Source organism: Pantoea agglomerans, assembly GCF_020149765.1.
GTDB classification, from domain to species: domain Bacteria; phylum Pseudomonadota; class Gammaproteobacteria; order Enterobacterales; family Enterobacteriaceae; genus Pantoea; species Pantoea alvi.
Map to the genome: position 1 here is coordinate 81,463 of NZ_CP083810.1, position 17,551 is coordinate 99,013.

Annotated in this window: 14 protein-coding genes and 1 pseudogene; 10 read left to right on the forward strand and 5 right to left on the reverse strand. The window is 59.7% G+C overall.

All coding sequences use genetic code 11. The annotated features are described in order from the left end of the window. Positions 1–5 precede the first annotated feature (5 nt). The gene (gene malP, locus LB453_RS22565) at positions 6–2,408 is read right to left on the reverse strand and encodes a maltodextrin phosphorylase (RefSeq protein ID WP_224481801.1); all 2,403 of its coding nucleotides are present in this window, start codon (positions 2,406–2,408) and stop codon (positions 6–8) included. Between the two features lie 281 nt (positions 2,409–2,689). On the opposite strand from malP, the gene malT reads away from it, so the two are divergent. Then, positions 2,690–5,392 (forward strand): HTH-type transcriptional regulator MalT, encoded by a 2,703-nt coding sequence (gene malT / locus LB453_RS22570; protein ID WP_224481802.1) that lies wholly within the window; start codon positions 2,690–2,692, stop codon positions 5,390–5,392. 172 nt (positions 5,393–5,564) lie between these two features. Here the strand turns inward: malT and LB453_RS22575 are convergent, their stop codons facing one another. After that, positions 5,565–6,995, reverse strand: a complete 1,431-nt coding sequence (locus LB453_RS22575) for a purine-cytosine permease family protein (protein ID WP_103797227.1) — start codon at positions 6,993–6,995, stop codon at positions 5,565–5,567. 310 nt (positions 6,996–7,305) lie between these two features. Here LB453_RS22575 and rluF point away from each other — a divergent pair, with 310 nt between their 5' ends. From rluF to LB453_RS22590, 3 genes are all read left to right on the forward strand, one after another. After that, positions 7,306–8,181, forward strand: a complete 876-nt coding sequence (gene rluF, locus LB453_RS22580; RefSeq protein WP_033755631.1) for a 23S rRNA pseudouridine(2604) synthase RluF — start codon at positions 7,306–7,308, stop codon at positions 8,179–8,181. Between the two features lie 410 nt (positions 8,182–8,591). Continuing rightward, entirely contained in the window at positions 8,592–9,197 is a 606-nt protein-coding gene (locus LB453_RS22585; RefSeq protein ID WP_103797228.1) for a TetR/AcrR family transcriptional regulator, read from the forward strand. 98 nt (positions 9,198–9,295) lie between these two features. Continuing rightward, the gene (locus LB453_RS22590; protein ID WP_103797229.1) at positions 9,296–9,976 is read left to right on the forward strand and encodes a type 1 glutamine amidotransferase domain-containing protein; all 681 of its coding nucleotides are present in this window, start codon (positions 9,296–9,298) and stop codon (positions 9,974–9,976) included. An 85-nt stretch (positions 9,977–10,061) separates the two neighbouring features. Here LB453_RS22590 and LB453_RS22595 read toward each other — a convergent pair whose 3' ends face one another. Further along, complete coding sequence (locus LB453_RS22595) at positions 10,062–10,811, reverse strand: DeoR/GlpR family DNA-binding transcription regulator (RefSeq protein WP_103797230.1); 750 nt, start codon at positions 10,809–10,811, stop codon at positions 10,062–10,064. An 81-nt stretch (positions 10,812–10,892) separates the two neighbouring features. Here LB453_RS22595 and LB453_RS22600 point away from each other — a divergent pair. Both LB453_RS22600 and LB453_RS22605 read left to right on the forward strand, forming a co-directional pair. Beyond that, a pseudogene (locus tag LB453_RS22600) lies at positions 10,893–11,476 on the forward strand (NUDIX domain-containing protein). Further along, on the forward strand, positions 11,473–11,832 hold the full coding sequence (locus tag LB453_RS22605) for an NUDIX hydrolase (protein ID WP_033755623.1): 360 nt from the start codon (positions 11,473–11,475) through the stop codon (positions 11,830–11,832). The pseudogene LB453_RS22600 and the gene LB453_RS22605 overlap by 4 nt, the downstream one beginning before the upstream one ends. 73 nt (positions 11,833–11,905) lie before the next feature. Here LB453_RS22605 and LB453_RS22610 read toward each other — a convergent pair whose 3' ends face one another. Beyond that, the gene (locus LB453_RS22610) at positions 11,906–12,832 is read right to left on the reverse strand and encodes an Rpn family recombination-promoting nuclease/putative transposase (RefSeq protein ID WP_033755621.1); all 927 of its coding nucleotides are present in this window, start codon (positions 12,830–12,832) and stop codon (positions 11,906–11,908) included. Positions 12,833–13,015: 183 nt separating this feature from the next. Here LB453_RS22610 and LB453_RS22615 point away from each other — a divergent pair, with 183 nt between their 5' ends. The 4 genes from LB453_RS22615 to LB453_RS22630 are packed head-to-tail and all read left to right on the forward strand — an operon-like array spanning position 13,016 to position 16,096. Further along, positions 13,016–13,579: a peroxiredoxin gene (locus LB453_RS22615; RefSeq protein WP_103797231.1), complete on the forward strand. Its 564-nt coding sequence runs from the start codon at positions 13,016–13,018 to the stop codon at positions 13,577–13,579. A gap of 23 nt (positions 13,580–13,602) precedes the next feature. Continuing rightward, positions 13,603–14,841 carry a protein-disulfide reductase DsbD family protein gene (locus LB453_RS22620; protein ID WP_103797232.1) on the forward strand — a complete coding sequence of 413 codons (1,239 nt, stop codon included), beginning with the start codon at positions 13,603–13,605 and terminating at the stop codon, positions 14,839–14,841. Positions 14,842–14,901: 60 nt separating this feature from the next. Beyond that, a complete protein-coding gene (locus LB453_RS22625; RefSeq protein ID WP_033792446.1) occupies positions 14,902–15,456 on the forward strand; it encodes a sigma-70 family RNA polymerase sigma factor in 555 nt (184 codons plus the stop codon). Beyond that, entirely contained in the window at positions 15,443–16,096 is a 654-nt protein-coding gene (locus tag LB453_RS22630) for a DUF1109 domain-containing protein (RefSeq protein WP_033755617.1), read from the forward strand. The genes LB453_RS22625 and LB453_RS22630 overlap by 14 nt, the downstream gene beginning before the upstream one ends. 23 nt (positions 16,097–16,119) lie before the next feature. Here LB453_RS22630 and LB453_RS22635 read toward each other — a convergent pair whose 3' ends face one another. After that, positions 16,120–17,271: a glycosyltransferase gene (locus LB453_RS22635; RefSeq protein ID WP_084885405.1), complete on the reverse strand. Its 1,152-nt coding sequence runs from the start codon at positions 17,269–17,271 to the stop codon at positions 16,120–16,122. Positions 17,272–17,551: the final 280 nt, after the last annotated feature.

Consider the following 17,551-nt stretch of genomic DNA (forward strand, 5'->3'; position numbering starts at 1 on the left):
GTTCCTCAGCGCGCGGCCTGCCAGATACGTTGCTGATAATCGCGGATGGCGCGGTCGGCGCTGAACATGCCGCAGCGCGCGGTGTTCAGGATCGCGGCGCGCGTCCAGGCGTCCGGATCGGCCCACAGCGCTTCGACCTGCTGCTGGGCGTTGAGATAGTGGTGGAAATCGGCCAGCACCAGGTAGGGATCGCCGCCCGTCGGGCCCAGGCTGCGCACCAGCGCGTCGAAGGCCGTCGTGTCGCCGTCGCTAAAGGTGCCGTCCTCCAGCGCGGTCAGCGCCCGATCCAGCTGCGGATCTTTTTTGCGCCAGGTCGCCGGCGCGTAGCCCGCCTGCTTCAGCGCAGTCACCTGCTCGACGGTATGGCCGAAAATAAAGATATTCTCCTCGCCGACCTGCTGGGCGATCTCCACGTTCGCGCCGTCCAGGGTGCCAATCGTCAGCGCGCCGTTAAGCGCCAGCTTCATGTTGCCGGTTCCGGAAGCCTCTTTGCCCGCCGTCGAGATCTGCTCGGAGAGATCGGCGGCAGGAATGAGCCGCTCCGCCACCGAGACGTTGTAGTCGGGAATAAACACGATTTTAAGGCGGTCGCCGACGCGCGGATCGGCGTTAACCACGGCCGCCACCTTGTTAATGGCGTAAATGATATTTTTCGCCAGCGCGTAGCCCGGCGCCGCTTTGGCGCCGAACAGCATCACGCGCGGCGTCAGATTCGCCTGCGGATCGCTGACCAGCGTTTGCCACAGGGCGATGATATGCAGCAGCATCAGATGCTGGCGCTTATATTCGTGGAGGCGCTTGATCTGCACGTCGAACAGGGCGTCAGGCTGAACGCGGATACCGGTCTTTTCGGCGATCCAGCGCGTTAACGCCGCCTTGTTCTGCTGCTTGATGGCGCGATACTCCGCGCGAAACGCGGCGTCGTCCGCCAGCGGCGCCAGGTCGCTGAGCGCATCCAGATCGTTAACCCAGGGGCGCGACAGCGTATTGTCAATCAGCGTGGCCAGCGCCGGATTGCACTGCTGGATCCAGCGACGCGGCGTAATGCCGTTAGTGACGTTGTGAAACTTCTCCGGCCACAGCGCGTGGTATTCCGGGAAGAGATCCTGCACCACCAGCCGGGAGTGCAGCGCCGCCACGCCGTTGACCGCAAAACCGCTGACCACGCAGAGGTTAGCCATGCGCAGCTGCTGATTGTGCACCACCGCCAGCTTCGCCCAGATCGCCTCATTGCCGGGCCAGCGCGCCTCAACCTCTTTTTTGAGCTGCGCGTTCAGCGTATTGATAATCATCATATGGCGCGGCAGCAGCGCGCGTACCAGACGCAGGTTCCAGCACTCCAGCGCCTCCGGCATCAGCGTATGGTTGGTGTAGGCGAAGGTGCGCTGCGTAATGCGCCACGCCCGATCCCAGGAGAGCTGATGCTCGTCGATCAGCAGGCGCAGCAGCTCCGGGATCGCCAGCGTCGGATGGGTATCGTTGAGCTGGATCACTTCATAGTCGGGCAGCGTCTCGATGGCGCGGCCCGCCTGATGGTGACGACGCAGGATGTCGGCCAGCGTGCAGGCGCACTGAAAATATTGCTGCATCAGGCGCAGCTTTTTCCCGGCCTGATGATTGTCGTTGGGGTAGAGCACCTTCGTCAGCTTCTCCGCATCGATGCCCTGCTGTTCGGCGCGCAGGAAATCGCCGTCGTTGAAGCGCTGCAGGTTGAACGGACGCGCGTGTTTCGCCTGCCAGAGGCGCAGCGGCTGGGTGACGCCGTTGCCATAGCCGACGACGGGCAGATCCCAGGCCTCGCCCTGCAGCAGGAAAGCGGGCTCCCAGCGCGGGCGCCCCTCTTCCGTCACCACCTTGCCGCCCAGACCGACCTGCACGGTCAGCGCGGCGTTGTGACGAAACCAGGGATAGCGGTCGCGTCCCCAGTCGTCAGGCTGTTCATGCTGCGCGCCTTCGATAAAACGCTGGCGAAACAGGCCATATTGATAGTTCAGGCCGTAGCCGATGGCGGGCTGGCCGGTGGTGGCCATCGCGTCGAGAAAACAGGCCGCCAGCCGTCCCAGGCCGCCGTTGCCGAGCGCCGGATCGGTCTCGCGCTCCAGCACGTCGCTCAGGGCGATGCCCCAGGCGGCGAGCGCGTCGGCGACCGCCTGATACCAGCCCAGGTTGAGCAGGTTATTTCCCGTCAGCCGGCCGGTGAGAAACTCCATGGAGAGATAGTTAACGTGGCGCTGCGGCCCGGATGCGGGCTGCGCAGGCAGTTCGGCCAGCAGTTCGGCCAGCGCGCCGCTCAGCGCCTGCCACCACTGCTGTTGCGTCATCTCCTGCGCGTCGCGCAGGCCGAAGCTTTGCCACTGCCGCGTGAGTGCGGCGGTAAAGCGGGCGTGATCGAAGGGTTGCGAATTCATGTCGTGTGCTTCCTGTCAGAACGAAAAGGGATTGCCTGCCAGTTTGCCTGCCGCCTTTCGGGCGCTCCTCCTCCTGCATGAAATTCAGCAGGGAGGATAACGAGGGCGGAGAGGCCAGGGTAAATCTGAAAGCGGCGCAGGAGTGTGATTGCACTCGCTTTTGTTAAGCCTGCCTTACAGGTTCGCTTGCATTCAGCTAACGGATCCGTGAACGTGTATGAAGATTAATTACGAAGCGTAAAAAAATGATGCGCTGAACGTTAATGGAGAAGCGTGCGCCCATGTTAATTCCCTCGAAGCTCAGTCGTCCCGTACGCCTTGAAAGCACCGTCACGCGCGATCGCCTGCTGCAAAAGCTGGGCGCAGCGGGCAATTACCGGCTGGTGTTGATTACCAGTCCGGCGGGCTACGGCAAAACCACGCTGGTCTCGCAGTGGGCGGCGGATAGAAAGGATCTGGGCTGGTATTCATTAGACGAGGGCGACAATCAGCCGGAGCGCTTCGCCGACTATCTTATCGCGGCGCTGCAGCAGGCGACGCAGGGCGGCTGCAGCCGCAGCGAAACGCTGGCGCAGAAGCGGCAGTACGTCAACCTCAACGCGCTTTTCGCGCAGCTGTTTATCGAGCTGGCCGACTGGCGGCAGCCGCTGTGGCTGATCGTGGATGACTATCACCACATCGCCAACCCCGCCATTCATGAGGCGATGCGCTTTTTCCTGCGCCATCAGCCCGACAACCTGACGCTGGTCGTGCTGTCGCGCAATCTGCCGCAGCTCGGCATCGCTAATCTGCGCGTGCGCGAACAGCTGCTGGAGCTGGGCAGCCAGCAGCTGGCGTTTACCCATCACGAGGCGAAACAGTTTTTTGACTGTCGCCTGAGCGCGCCGCTCGCCTCTGAAGAGAGCGGGCGCCTGTGCGACGACGTGGCGGGCTGGGCGACGGCGCTTCAGCTGATCGCTATTTCCGCGCGTCAGGGCGCCGGCTCGGCGCAGGACTCCGCGCGGCGGCTCTCCGGCATCAACGCCAGCCACCTTGCCGACTATCTGGTGGAGGAGGTGCTGGACAATATCGACGACGCGACGCGTCATTTCCTGCTGAAAACCGCGCTGCTACGCTCGATGAATGACGCCCTGGTCGCCTGCGTGACCAGCGAGGCGAACGGACGCATGCGGCTGGAGGAGATTGAGCGGCGAGGGCTCTTCCTGCAGCGTATGGATGATTCGGGCCAGTGGTTCAGCTATCACCCGCTGTTTGGATCGTTTTTGCGCCAGCGTTGTCAGTGGGAGCTGGCAGCCGAGCTGCCCGCGGTGCATCGCGCAGCCGCGCAAAGCTGGATGGCGCAGGGATTCCCCGGCGAAGCGGTCCATCATGCGCTCGCCTCAGGCGACGTCGAGATGCTGCGCGACGTGCTGCTGGCGCACGCCTGGACGCTGTTCAATCAGAGCGAGCTGGCGCTGCTGGAGAACTCGCTGAGCGCGCTTCCCTGGGCGACGCTGGTGGATAATCCACGCCTGGTGCTGCTACAGGCCTGGCTGATGCAGAGCCAGCATCGCTTTTCCGAGGTTAACCGCCTGCTGGCGAAGTTCGAGCAGGCGTGCAGCTGCGAGATCGACGCCGCGCTACAGGGCGAATTCAACGCCGTGCGTGCGCAGGTGGCGATCAACGACGGCAACACCGAAGAGGCGGAGCAGCTTGCCCGCCTGGCGCTGGAAGCCCTGCCGGAAAGCCGCCGCTACAGCCGCATCGTCGCTACCTCGGTGCATGGCGAAGTGATGCACTGCAAAGGCGAGCTGGCGAGTTCGCTGGCGCTGATGCGTCAGACCGAGCAGATGGCGCGCCGCGACGAAACCTGGCACTACGCGCTCTGGAGCCTGATCCAGCAAAGCGAAATTCTTTTCGCGCAGGGATTTCTGCAGGCCGCCTGGGAGATTCAGGAGAAAGCGTTCGTGCTGGTTGGCGAGCAGCATCTGGCGCAGTTTCCGCTGCACGAGTTTCTGCTGCGCATTCGCGCCCAGCTGATGTGGGCGTGGGGCCGGCTGGACGAGGCGGAGCAGGCGGCGCGCGAAGGTATGAAAGTGTTGAAGGGCTACCCGCCGCAGCAGCAGATCCAGTGTCTGGGCCTGCTGGTGCAGTGCTCGCTGGCGCGCGGCAATCTGGATAACGCGCGCAGCTACCTGAACCGTCTGGAGAATCTGCTCAACAACGGCAGCCTGCACAGCGACTGGATCGCCAACGCCGACAAGGTGAGGGTGATCTACTGGCAGATGACGGGTGACGTCCAGAGCGCCAGCCACTGGATGCGGCACACCGCGAAGCCCGCCTTCGCCAATAACCACTTCCTGCAGGGGCAGTGGCGCAATATCGCGCGGGCGCAGATCCTGCAGGGCGATCTCAGCCAGGCGGAAGTGGTGCTGGAAGAGCTCAACGAAAACGCGCGCGCGCTGCGTCTGATGAGCGATATGAACCGCAACCTGCTGCTGCTCAATCAGATCTACTGGCAGACCGGACGCAAAGCCGAAGCGCAGCGCGCGCTCATCGAGGCGCTGAAGCTGGCGCGCGGCACCGGCTTTATCAGCCATTTCGTGATCGAAGGCGAGATCATGGCGCAGCAGCTGCGCCAGCTTATCCAGCTTAACGCGCTGGAAGAGCTGGATAATCATCGCGCGCGCCGTATCCTGAATGAAATTAACAAATACCATCGCCATAAGTTCGCCCACTTCGACGAGGGATTCGTCAGCCGACTGCTGAATCATCCCGACGTGCCGGAGCTGATCCGCACCAGCCCGCTGACGCAGCGCGAATGGCAGGTGCTGGGCCTGATCTACTCCGGCTACAGCAACGACCAGATCGCCGGGGAGCTGGATGTGGCCGCCACCACCATTAAAACCCATATCCGCAACCTCTATCAGAAGCTGGGCGTCTCGCATCGCGCCGAGGCGATGCATCAGGCGCAGTCGATGCTGAAGCTGATGGGGTATGTGTGAAGTTGCCCGCCCTGTGCTCGAGCGTGATAGCCTCATGAAAATGAGCGGGATTTCCGGAAAGGGTCTGGCACAAATCCGCCACTGAGGCTCTTTCCCGCCAGCCTGCGGCCAGAAATGCCCCCCTCACAGACACCCCTTTTTTACGGCTGTGAGAGGGTCACACCGCTTTTACTCACTGTACCGGATAGCGCGTCGCGCTCAGCGCACCGCGGCGGTCGAAACGCCGCATCCCCAGCCACAGCAGCGCCGTAGCGAACCAGCCGATAACCCACGAGACGTCATTCCCGGCGAAAATCCAGGTCAGCGAGCCGTGGTGCAGCGGATTATCGATAAAAGGCAGCTGGATCAGCACGCCGATAAAATAGGTGGCGATGCCCGGCCAGTTCCAGCGGCCGTAGCGCCCGTCCGGCTGCGACAGCGCGGGAATGTCGATATGGCCTTTGGTAATAAGGTAAAAATCGGTCAGGCTGATGGCGCTCCAGGGCACGAAAAAGGCCAGCAGGAACAGCAGAAAGTGGGTGAACGATTTAAGAAAAGCAGGCTCGCTGATCAGCGCGATACCGCAGGAGATCGCCACCATCAGCACTACGAAACCAATCCGTCCGCCCCGGCTCAGGGAGGTTTGCCGGCTGAAGCCGGAAACGATGGTGGTCAGCGACATAAAGCTGCCGTAGGCGTTCAGCGTGGTAAAGGTGATCTTGCCGAAGCAAATGGCAAAATAGATCACCATCGCCATGGTGGCGCTGCTGCCTAAGCCAACGATATAGCCCACCTCATTGCCGGAGAAGGCGCTGCCCGCGATAGCCGCGACGATAACGCCCAGCGTCATCGACGCCTGGGTGCCGAGCACGGTACCGAAGAACACCGCGCTGAACAGACGTTTCGCGGAGACCTCCTGCGGCAGGTAGCGCGAATAGTCGGAGACATAGGGGCAAAACGCGATCTGCCATGACGAGGAGAGAGAGACGGCGAGTAAAAAGGTTGAGAAAGCGAAGTGGCGATTCTGCCAGAGCGGCGCTAAATCGTGGGTTGAGAGCAGCGTGACGAACAGATAGAAGAACGCCAGCACGCCGATGACGCTGGCTACTTTGCCCAGCTTATGAATAACGCGATATCCCAGCACCGCAATCACGATAATGATCAGGCTGAACAGGATCATCCCGGCGGCGTTATTAATATGCAGCAGCTTCGCCATCGCCTGACCGGCCAGCACCGTGCCGCTGGCGGAGAAGCCGATATACATAATGCATACCAGCACCAGCGGGATCACCGCGCCGAAGACGCCGAACTGAATGCGGCTGGTGATCATCTGCGGCAGGCCCAGTCGCGGTCCCTGCACGGCGTGCAGCGCCATCACCGCCGCGCCGATGATCTGGCCCACGAGCAGGCCGATAATCGACCAGACCACATCGCCGCCCAGCACCACGGCGAGCGCGCCTGTGACGATAGCCGTAATTTGCAGATTGCCGCCGAACCATAGCGTGAACTGGCTGAACGGATGTCCGTGACGTTCGCGGTGGGGAATAAAATCGATCGATCGGGTTTCAGAAAGCCGCTGGCTCTCGCCGTCTGAACGCGCTGATGCAGGAAGTTCCGCTGACATAGGTTCCTCGCCAGGTTGAAGTGTTAATTATTATCTGCCCTTTGTTAACCGTTGCGACGCTACATGTATATACATGTACGGATGTTGTCATGCCGTTTTAAAAGTTACAAGGCGGCGGGTCATTGGAAATTGTGATGGCGCTGGCAAGCCTGGCATGACGAACAGAGAGAAAAGCGCGCAAGAATATGCTACATAAGCGCAGTCTGCCGCCGCGATAAAAACAGCAGATGAGAAGAACGGGCTAACCTGCAGTAAGCGCAGGATTTACCCGCAAGATTATTGTATAGTCCGCGCTTTTTGGAGGTTTCCCTTGCTTAACGCATCCACGCGCCTGAACAAATACATCAGCGAGAGCGGAATCTGTTCGCGCCGCGACGCCGATCGCTACATCGAACAGGGCAACGTGTTTATCAACGGCAAACGCGCTGCCGTCGGCGCGCAGGTCTTTCCGGGTGACAGCGTCAAGGTAAACGGCCAGCTGATTGAGCCCCGCAGCGAAGAAGATCTGGTGTTGATCGCTCTGAACAAGCCGGTCGGTATCATCACCACTATGGAAGAGGGCGAACGCGACAACATTCGCGACTTCGTTAACCACAGCGAGCGCATCTTTCCTATCGGCCGACTGGATAAAGATTCCCAGGGACTGATCTTCCTCACCAACAATGGCGATCTGGTGAATAAAATCCTGCGCGCGGGCAATAACCACGAGAAAGAGTATGTGGTCACCGTTGATAAGCCGATCACCGACGACTTTATCGCCGGTATGGGCGCAGGCGTGCCGATGCTCGGCACCGTCACTAAAAAATGCAAAGTGGTGAAAGAGTCCACGTTTGTCTTCCGCATTACGCTGGTGCAGGGCCTGAACCGTCAGATCCGCCGCATGTGTAAGCATTTTGGCTTTGAGGTCACGAAGCTGGAGCGCACGCGCATTATGAACGTCAGCCTGAAGGGCATTCCGCTGGGCGAATGGCGCGACCTTACCGACGACGAGCTGGCGGAGCTGTTTAAGCTAATCGAAAACTCCTCTTCGGAAGAGAAGCCCGCAAAGAAAAAGACGCCCGCGAAAAGCAGCGCGGTGAAAAAGCCGGTTATCAGCAGCGCGCCGAAGAAAAGCGAAAAGAGCGACGACCGCGCCGGCAACCGCAAACGCTTTGTCCAGCCAGGACGCAAGAAGAAGGGGCGTTAACGCCCGCGCCATAACGGCGGCAGCGCGTTGATAAGCGGTTCGGGCGATATTGACGCGCTGCCAGGCGGGCTGGACGTCGGCGATCTCAATGCCTGAAAAAAGCGCTCTCCGCGAGCGTATCGCAGTCCAGATGAAGATACACCGGCCGTCCAGCACCAGCCGATCGAGGCGAAGCCCGCTTCCCGGCCCGGAGAACCGCAGGTCAGCCGGCGCCGGGTATCGCCAGATCGTTGTGATCGCCGGCGCCGCCCTGGCAAACCGTTACGGCTATTTTCTTTTCATCATGCTGCTTCTTTTATCCCGTTGATTAAAAAGCTTTTTAACGCTTTAGCATAATCCATGATAAAGTAGACGCAAAAAAATCGCGCCCGCGTCTAGACGACCGGTCTAATAAAGGCTATTTTGAATTCATGAACACAGTCGCTCACAAGCACAGAGAAGGCATTCGCGAACATATCCTGGACACCGGCCAGCGCATTATGGCCAGCAAAGGATACTCGGCTGTCGGTCTCAACGAAATTCTGACGGAAGCAGGCGTGCCGAAAGGCTCGTTCTATCACTACTTCGGTTCGAAAGATGCCTTTGGCGTCGCTATGCTGGAAAGTTACTTTGACGACTATCTGGCGAATATGGATGAGACGCTGAGCCAGCCCAACTGCACGATGCAGCAAAGGCTGATGCACTACTGGCAGCAGTGGCAGGATACGCAATCTTTTCAGGACTGTCAGGGCAAATGCCTGGCCGTCAAGCTGGGCGTCGAAGTGGCCGATCTCTCGGAAGCGATGCGCCATACGCTGGAAAAGGGCACCGCCGGCATCGTGGCGCGCCTGACGGACGCCATTGAGGCGGGCGTAGCGGAAGGGTCGCTGCGCACTGAAGAGAAGCCGGCCGTGGTGGCGGAAACTCTCTATCAGCTCTGGCTCGGCGCCAGCGTGATGGTCAAGATTGTACGCAACAAGCGGCCGTTTGCATCAGCCATGGCGCTGACGCAGCAAATGCTTAACGCTGCCTCCTGAGGGGCGGCAAAAAAGGTCGGCAACGACTTTTTTTATCAGCAGAATCTAGACGACTGGTCTACTATTTAAATGGCAACTTCATTAAGCGGAGAACAGACATGAAAGTATTAATGGTTTTGACCTCGCACGATCGGCTGGGCGACACCGGACGTAAAACGGGTTTCTGGCTGGAAGAGCTGGCCGCACCTTACTACGCCTTTAAAGACGCCGGCGCCGAAATTACCCTGGCCTCGCCGCAGGGCGGCAACCCGCCGCTGGATCCGAAAAGCAATGAGCCTGATTTCCAGACCGATCTGACCCATCGCTTCGAGGCGGATGAAGAAGCCAAAGCGCAGCTGGCGTCAACGGTACGCCTGGAGAGCGTTTCCGCCTCCGACTTCGATATGGTGTTCTACCCAGGCGGCCACGGCCCGTTATGGGATCTGGCGGAAGATCAGCACTCCATCGCCCTGATCGAAAGCTTTATTGCCGCTCAAAAACCGGTTGCGCTGGTTTGTCATGCGCCGGGCGTGCTGCGCCATGTGAAAACCGCAGAGGGGCGTCCGCTGGTCGAAGGTAAAAAAGTGACCGGCTTCGCTAACAGCGAAGAAGAGGGCGTCGGCCTGACCAACATCGTGCCTTTCCTGGTGGAGGATGAGCTGATCGCCAAAGGCGGCCTCTATTCCAAAGGCGAAGACTGGGGCTCCTGGGTAGTGCAGGACGGCCTGCTAATCACCGGACAGAACCCGGGCTCATCGGCGGCAACGGCGGCGCAGCTGCTGAAAGCGCTAGCGAAGTAATCGCTTATTCTGCGGCGGCGCACCTTAGCCCGGACGAGGGTGCGCCGGTCGTCTCCTCGCCGTTTTCGCCCCAGATGCGTCGCCTTTAAATCACTGTAATCTGCTTTTGCGCCAGCAGCCTCTTCATCTCCGCATCCGGCTCGCCGTCGACCACCAGCGTGCTGGCCAGCGTCAAATCGCCGATGGCAAACGCCGAGGCCGAATTCATCTTCTCCTGCGATACCATTACCACGGTTTCCGAGGCGCGCGCCGCCAGCGCCCGTTTAATTCCCGCCTCTTCATAGTCGCCGGTGGTCAATCCTGCGTTCTTATGAACGCCCGTGACGCCCATAAAAAAAAGATCGGCATTGATGCGTGCGATAGCCTCCAGCACCGCTGCACCTACCGCCACGACAGAGTGACGATAGAGCAGTCCGCCAAGCATAATCACCTCGACCTGAGGGAAGTCGACCAGCGCCACGGCAACGCTCGGGCTGTGGGTGACGGCGGTAAACGCCAGATCCGCAGGCAGCTGCCGCACCATCGCTTCGGTGGTGGTGCCGCCGTCGATAATCACGACCTGACCGGGCTGGATAAGTCTGACTGCTTTTTGCGCGATAAGCTGCTTGGAGCCGGCATGCACGTTTTTGCGTGTTTCAAAAGGGGCCACCGCTGCAGATACCGGCAGCGCGCCGCCGTGTACGCGCTGCAGCAAGCCTTCCGCCGCCAGCTCGCGAAGATCGCGCCGTATCGAGTCCTCTGAGACGCTAAAGCGCTGGCTCAGCTCGCTGGACATCACCTGTTTTTCCTCGGCGAGTATCGCCAGGATCTGCTGCTTGCGCTGTGAACTCAGCATAAAGAAACGCCTTTGTTTTTTCTTGATGTTGCACGATTATGCATGATAGCGTGTTTTTTGTCACCTTCCTGAGGAGAAAACATGCAGCCGAACATACGTCACCTGCACGAGCAGGTGTTATCCGATAACTGGTACACGCTGAAGAAATATACCTTTGAGCAGCAGCGCGCAGCTGGCAAGAGCAGAGCCGTGAAGCCTACGATCGCGGCAACGGCGCGGTCATTCTGCTTTACAACCGCGCGCGTAAAAGCGTGGTGCTGACCCGCCAGTTTCGCCTGCCGGTCTATATCAACGGCCATAGCGGCTATTTAATCGAGGCGGCGGCTGGCCTGCTCGACAATGCCTCGCCCGAAGCGCGCATCCTCGCGGAGGCGGAAGAGGAGACCGGCTTCCGGGTTACGCATGCGGAGAAGGTGCTGGAGGCTTATATGAGCCCCGGATCCGTTACGGAAAAGCTCTACTTTTTCATCGCCGAATATCATGACGACGATCGGCGCGGCAAGGGCGGCGGGCTGGCGGAAGAGGGCGAGGATATCGAAGTGCTGGAGTGGCCTTTCGCCCGCGCGCTGGCGGCGATCCGCAGCGGCGAGATTGAAGATGCCAAGACCATCATCTTGCTGCAGCACCTGGCGCTCAGCGCCGTTTTCGAAGGGGACAGCCAATGATGATTTTGATCGCGGGCCCGGTTCGCAGCGGCACGAACGGCGATCCGGCGTTGATCGATGCCAACCTGGCGAAGATGAACCGCATGGCGCTGGAGGTTTATCAGCGCGGACATACGCCGGTGATCGGCGAGTGGCTGGCGCTGCCGCTCGCGGCCGCCGCAGGATCGGCCCACATCGGCGACGAGATCAGCGAGAGATTTCTCTATCCGGTCGCGCATCGCTTAATCGCCTGCTGCGACGCCATTTTGCGCATGCCGGGCGCGTCGCAGGGCGCCGACAATGACGTGCGCCTTGGCCAATCCCTCGGGCTGACGATCTTCACCTCGCCAGAAAGCCTGCCTGTCATCAAGCCGTAGTAAACAGAGCGAAGCGGGTGACAGCTTAGCCGCCGGAAGGCGCGGCGGCTAAGCGTAATGAGTCAGGCAGGACTTAGTGGCGGATTTGCTGCAGATCTTCTTCGGACAGGCCCGTCACTTTCATCACTGAAGGCACGTCCATACCGTTTTTCAGCAAGTTTCGGGCGATATTGAGGCTGGCTTCACGCTCGCCAAGCTGGCGGCCTTGTTCCAGCCCTTGTTCCAGTCCTTTTTTCAGGCCTATCTGCTCAAGCTGTTGTGCAAGGGTCATCAGTTCATCCTCATGCTGCGGCACGCGCTGTGCCAGTTCGCGAATCATCGCTTTCGCGTCCGGCGTTTCGCCGGCCTGAAGCATATAGTTTACCAGCGCCATCACCTGCTGTCCGGTCATAAATTCCGTCAGCATTAGCGTGGCCAGCTGATCGAGCAGTCCTCGAAGATCGCGCTGGCGAATATGCTTTTGCAGCAGGGTCAGGGCCGCCATGCTGCGGTGCTGCATAATCTCTTCATCCGGGATCACGGTCACGTCCACCAGCGGAAAATGTCCGCTATAGAGCGCCGCGGCCCGCTCACGTTCGCTAAACGAATCGAGCCAGTTCATCGAGTAAGGATAAGGGCTGCGCTTGCCCTGGTAAAAAAGTACCGGGATCACCAGCGGCAGGGTTTTATGCCCGGCATCAAGATGACGCTGCATCGCCGCCACGGCATAGCGCATCAGCCGAAACGCCATATGCTTATCCGGCGAGCTCTGATGCTCAATCAGGACGTGCACATAGCCATCCCCGCCGCCGGTTTTCAGCGAGTAAAGCACGTCGCTGTAGTAAGGACGCAGGTCATCCTCGACGAAACTGCCGGATTCCAGCTTCAGCGTGGAGAGATCGCAGATCGCCAGCAGCGCGGGCGGCAGATGCAGCGCCATGAAGTCGCGCGCCGTCTCAGGGTGCGAGAGAAAGGTTTTGAACACCGCGTCGTGCGGGGTCGGCGTACTGTTTTTATGCATCCCGATGCGCCTCATGCGGTCTGAAATCCGTTCGGCGCATAGTATCACAAGGTACCCGCGCCGGTTCAGGAATCGCCCTGCCGCAAAAATATTTTCCGGCAGCGAAACTTTTCCGCAGCGGCTGACGAACCTTTGATTATATCCTCCAGGCATGTCGCCTGATTACCCACGGAGAAGAATGAGATGCCGATGAAAAACAACCTGAAAACGCTGGCGGCCGCCACGCTTCTCGCCCTGAGCCTGCCTGTCGCCTCGGCGTTCGCCGCGCTGCAGGTCGGCGACAAGGCGCCCGATTTCAAACTCGACGCGGCGCTGGCCGGTAAAGCGACCACCTTCTCTTTGCAGCAGGCGCTGCAGAAAGGGCCGGTAGTGCTCTATTTCTTTCCGGCGGCCTTCAGCGCGGGCTGCACGCTGGAAGCGCACGATTTCGCCGAGGCGACTGACGAATTCAACAAGCAGGGCACGACGGTCATTGGCGTGACCGCGGGCAATACCGACCAGATTGCGAAATTCTCGCAGCTCGAGTGCCGCGATAAATTCACCGTTGCGGCCGATCCCGGCGCCAAAGTGGCGGCGGAATACAAAAGCACTATGGATTTTAAAGGGAAAACTTTTTCCGATCGCACCTCTTACGTGATCGCCCCGGACGGCAAAATTCTGCTCAGCTATACCGACAAAAATCCGGATGCGCATATCCAGAAGGCGATGGACGCAGTGAAAAAATATCGTCAGGCCAATCCTGCCTGACCCCTGAACCAGGTGAAATTATCATGCTGACAGCTATCGCCGCCGCGTTTCTCGGCGGCCTGATACTCAATCTTATGCCGTGCGTATTCCCGGTGATTTCGCTGAAGGCGCTGAGTTTGATCCGCCATCACGACAAACCGGCGCACGCCCGCGCCGAGGGGCTGGCGTTTTTACTGGGCGTGGTCGTGACGATGCTGGCGCTGGTGGGGGTACTGCTGCTGGCGCGAGCGGGCGGCGCCTCGGTCGGCTGGGGCTTTCAGCTACAGTCGCCGATGGTCATCGCGCTGCTGATTCTGGTGATGCTGGCCTCGGCGCTTAATCTCTTCGGCGTGTTTGAAATTGGGCTTTCCCTGCAGCGGGCAGGCGAGGTGGGCGGCAATCGTGGCGGCTTAGTGGGGTCGGCGCTCACCGGCGCGCTCGCTATCGTCGTGGCGACCCCGTGCAGCGCGCCCTTTATGGCCAGCGCCGTCGGCTATGCGCTGACGCAGCCGCCCGCCGTCAGCCTGGTGATTTTTATCGCGCTGGCGCTCGGATTCGCCGCGCCCTTTACCCTGATCGCCTTCTTCCCGGTACTGGCGCGCGTGCTGCCGGCACCCGGCGCCTGGATGATGACGCTGAAACACGGGCTGGCTTTCCCGATGCTGGGCGCCGTTGGCTGGCTGATTTGGGTGCTGGAACGCCAGGCGGGTTCGGCGGCGCTGGCGGCGATCCTCGGCTGCTGCCTGCTGCTCAGTTTTGCCGCCTGGCTATATGGCATGGCGCAGAAACGCCGTATGATGGGACGTCGCCACTGGGCGCTGCATCTGACGACGGCGGTTTTCCTGCTGTTGCTGGTGCCGCCGCTGATCAATCTGAAAAGCGTTGCCGCGCCTGAAGAGAACGTCGGGAGCGCCGTGGCGGCGGCGGCCGTCGCCTGGTCGCCGCAGAACGTGGATGCGATTAAAGGCCAGGGCAAGCCGGTACTGGTGAACTTTACCGCCTCCTGGTGCATCACTTGCCAGGTTAACGACCGCACCTCTTTGTCGACTCAGGCGGTGAAAGCGGCGATGGCGCGCACCGACACCATCTATATGGTCGCGGACTCCACGAAATATAATCCGGACGTCGAGCAGGCGCTCAGCGATTTCGGGCGAGGCGGGCTGCCGCTCTATGTGGTTTATCCGGCAAACGGCGGAAAACCGCTGGTGCTGCCGCAGGTCCTGACGCCGGGCATCGTTATTTCGGCGCTTGAGCAGGCCGCTGAAAGCGGAAAGAAAACGTGAACGGGTGAATATTGATTAACCTCTTAGCCGGGCGGATGGTTCAGCCTTTAAGCGCGGGCGATGCCCGCCACTGACGCGCGCGCTCAGCACTGGCCTCTCTTAATGGCCCGCGCGCAGGCTGGCGATAAAGCCGCCTATAACCAGCTTCTGAAAGCGATGGTGCCCGCCATCCGTGCCCTGGTGCGCAAAAAAATCGCCGACGACGCGCTGGTTGAAGATGTGATTCAGGAGACGCTGCTGGCGATACATCGGGTGCGCCACACTTACGATCCGCGCCGTCCCCTGCTGCCCTGGGTGGCGGCTATCGCTTCGGCAAGGGCGATCGACGCCCTGCGTCAGCGTGGCCGCCAGCATGAAGTGCAGGACGAGGACGTCCTTCACCGCCAGACGACGGAAACGAACGAGACCGATGCGGGCGAGGATGCGCTAAACGACTGTTTAGGCGCGTTGCCGGCACGTCAGCGACAGATCGTCGAGTCCGTTCACCTGCGCGAACAGAGCCTGGCCCAGGCGGCGGCTGAGGCCAATCTTTCGCTTTCTGCGGTCAAATCGCTTTTGCACCGCGCAATGCTCAACCTGCGTAAATCTGGAAGTGGCAAGCATGAGAAATCATGACCAACTTATCGAACAGCTCAGCGCGTCAGCGCAGCCGGTCAGACGCATCTGGCCAACGGCATGGCGCGTCACTGGCTGGATCGCGGCGGCGCTGCCCTGCGGCGCGCTCGGCAGCTGGGCGCTACACAGCCGCTACACCGACTGGTCGCAGCCCGGCGCGCCGCTGGCAATAGCGGCCTTGCTGTTGTCTTTTATGCTGGGCGTCGGCGCTATCGCCGGAGCCTTTACCCTTAGCCTGGCGGGACGGAAGCCGCCCGCGCTGCGTTACCTTCTTTTGCCGGCGCTGGCGTGGCTGGCGCTCAATCTCGGCAACATGACCGCCGCGCAGGTGCCCGCTGGCGCAGGACGCTTTGGCGAGGGCATTCACTGCTATCTCTTTATGCTGTGCGCGGGCCTGCCGATGATGGCGATCTCGGTGTTCAGCCTCTATCGTACCCGCTCGCTCTTTCCGGCAAAAAGTCTGGCGCTGGCGGGATGCGGCATCGCTTTTATGTCGTCGATGCTGCTGTCGCTCTGCCACGACACGCAGCTGCATATGATCGATTTTTTAATGCATCTGGCAGCGGGCCTGACGCTGGTTGCGCTCACGGTGGCGACCGGACGTCGCTGGGTCCGTCTGGAAGGCGACGCGCGAATCTGACTCTCGCGGCCCTGCTGCTTGCATCACCGCGCCAGCGCATAAATTGCGTCGAGGCTCTCTTTAAAACGCGCCGGATTATGGTGCGTCTCGATTCGCCGCAGGGCGTTTTGAGAACGGGAGAGAACAGACGCCCGGTCCGCCAGGATCGCCAGCACTTGCGCTTTCAGCTGGGCCACCATCAGACGCCTCAGCGCTATTTTATCCTCAACGGACGCCACGGTGAGTTCAAACATCGCGTTCAGAGGACAGGCGAGGGTCCAGCCCGCGGCGTCCGGATTTATTTCAGGCAGCGCGCGCACGTTGGTGGTGATAACGGGACAGCCGCACGCCTGCATTTCCAGAACGGAAAAGCCATAGGTATCTTGCCAGCTAGGCAGCAGCCCGACATGGGCGCGCTTAAATAACGCGATGAGCTCGCTGTTGGGTCTGGAGGTAGCATGAGTAAAAATATTATATCGCGTTAGCGATTGTTCAATTTTACTGTAAAAAGCGGCTTCATCCTGATATTTGCCATGCGCGATGTTATACCTATTGTTAAGATCGCCTGTTATATTCACCTCGACGGTATCGGCATTAATTACCCCTTCTTCGGCCAGCTCGCTAAAAGCGAGCACCACCTCGGCGCCGCCTTTGCGATAAAATTCATTACCAACAAAGGTAAAAATTAGCTTTTTGTCAGGCGTATCGCGCGGCCCGTCATAAAGCACCGGCTGCGGGGGATGCAGCTTATGCATTTTAGGGATGATGGCTGCCGCCTCGTCAGGAAAGGCTTCCAGCAGTTTTAGCTGAATCTGCCTTGCGGCTTCAGACATCGCCACGATCGCCACACACTGCGGCGCGGCGACCAGCCTGAGCGCCTTCTTTAGCGCGGGATTGGCGAGTTTGGGCACGCCCGGCACCGGCAGAACGCGTGGCAGCTCGGTTTCAAAGGTGGCGATCCAGCGCTGCCGGGTCTGAGCCACCTCGTTAAACAGATGGATGACCTGGGTGTCCGCCGGCATAAGGAAACGGAAAGGCCAGAAGATAAAGACCTTATTAGCACGCGCCAGCTTCTGTCTTATTTTATTGATGTAAAGCCATATATTTTTATAACGAAAATCAAGGTAGGTGTACTGCTCGTTAACGATAATGTTTCTTTTTTCCGGGTAGCCGCGCCCGCTCACTATTATTTTCATATAAGCCCCTGATAAAATTCCGGAAGCAACAGGTGACACGCTGAAAAAGCACGCTCAGGTGAAGTGATTATATAATCAACATCTTTTTAATTCCGCCACCGAGTAAAGCAAAGCATAATTATAGGAACATTCCCTTTTTCATTTAATTTATTTAATATTTATTCCTTCGCTCTCGCCTTATCTCTATTTATTATCAGCTAATCCGGTTTGAGCATTTGTCTTTTTTGGTTACACCGGGACGCTATTTATTACTTCTTTACTTAATGCAAACTGATTTATT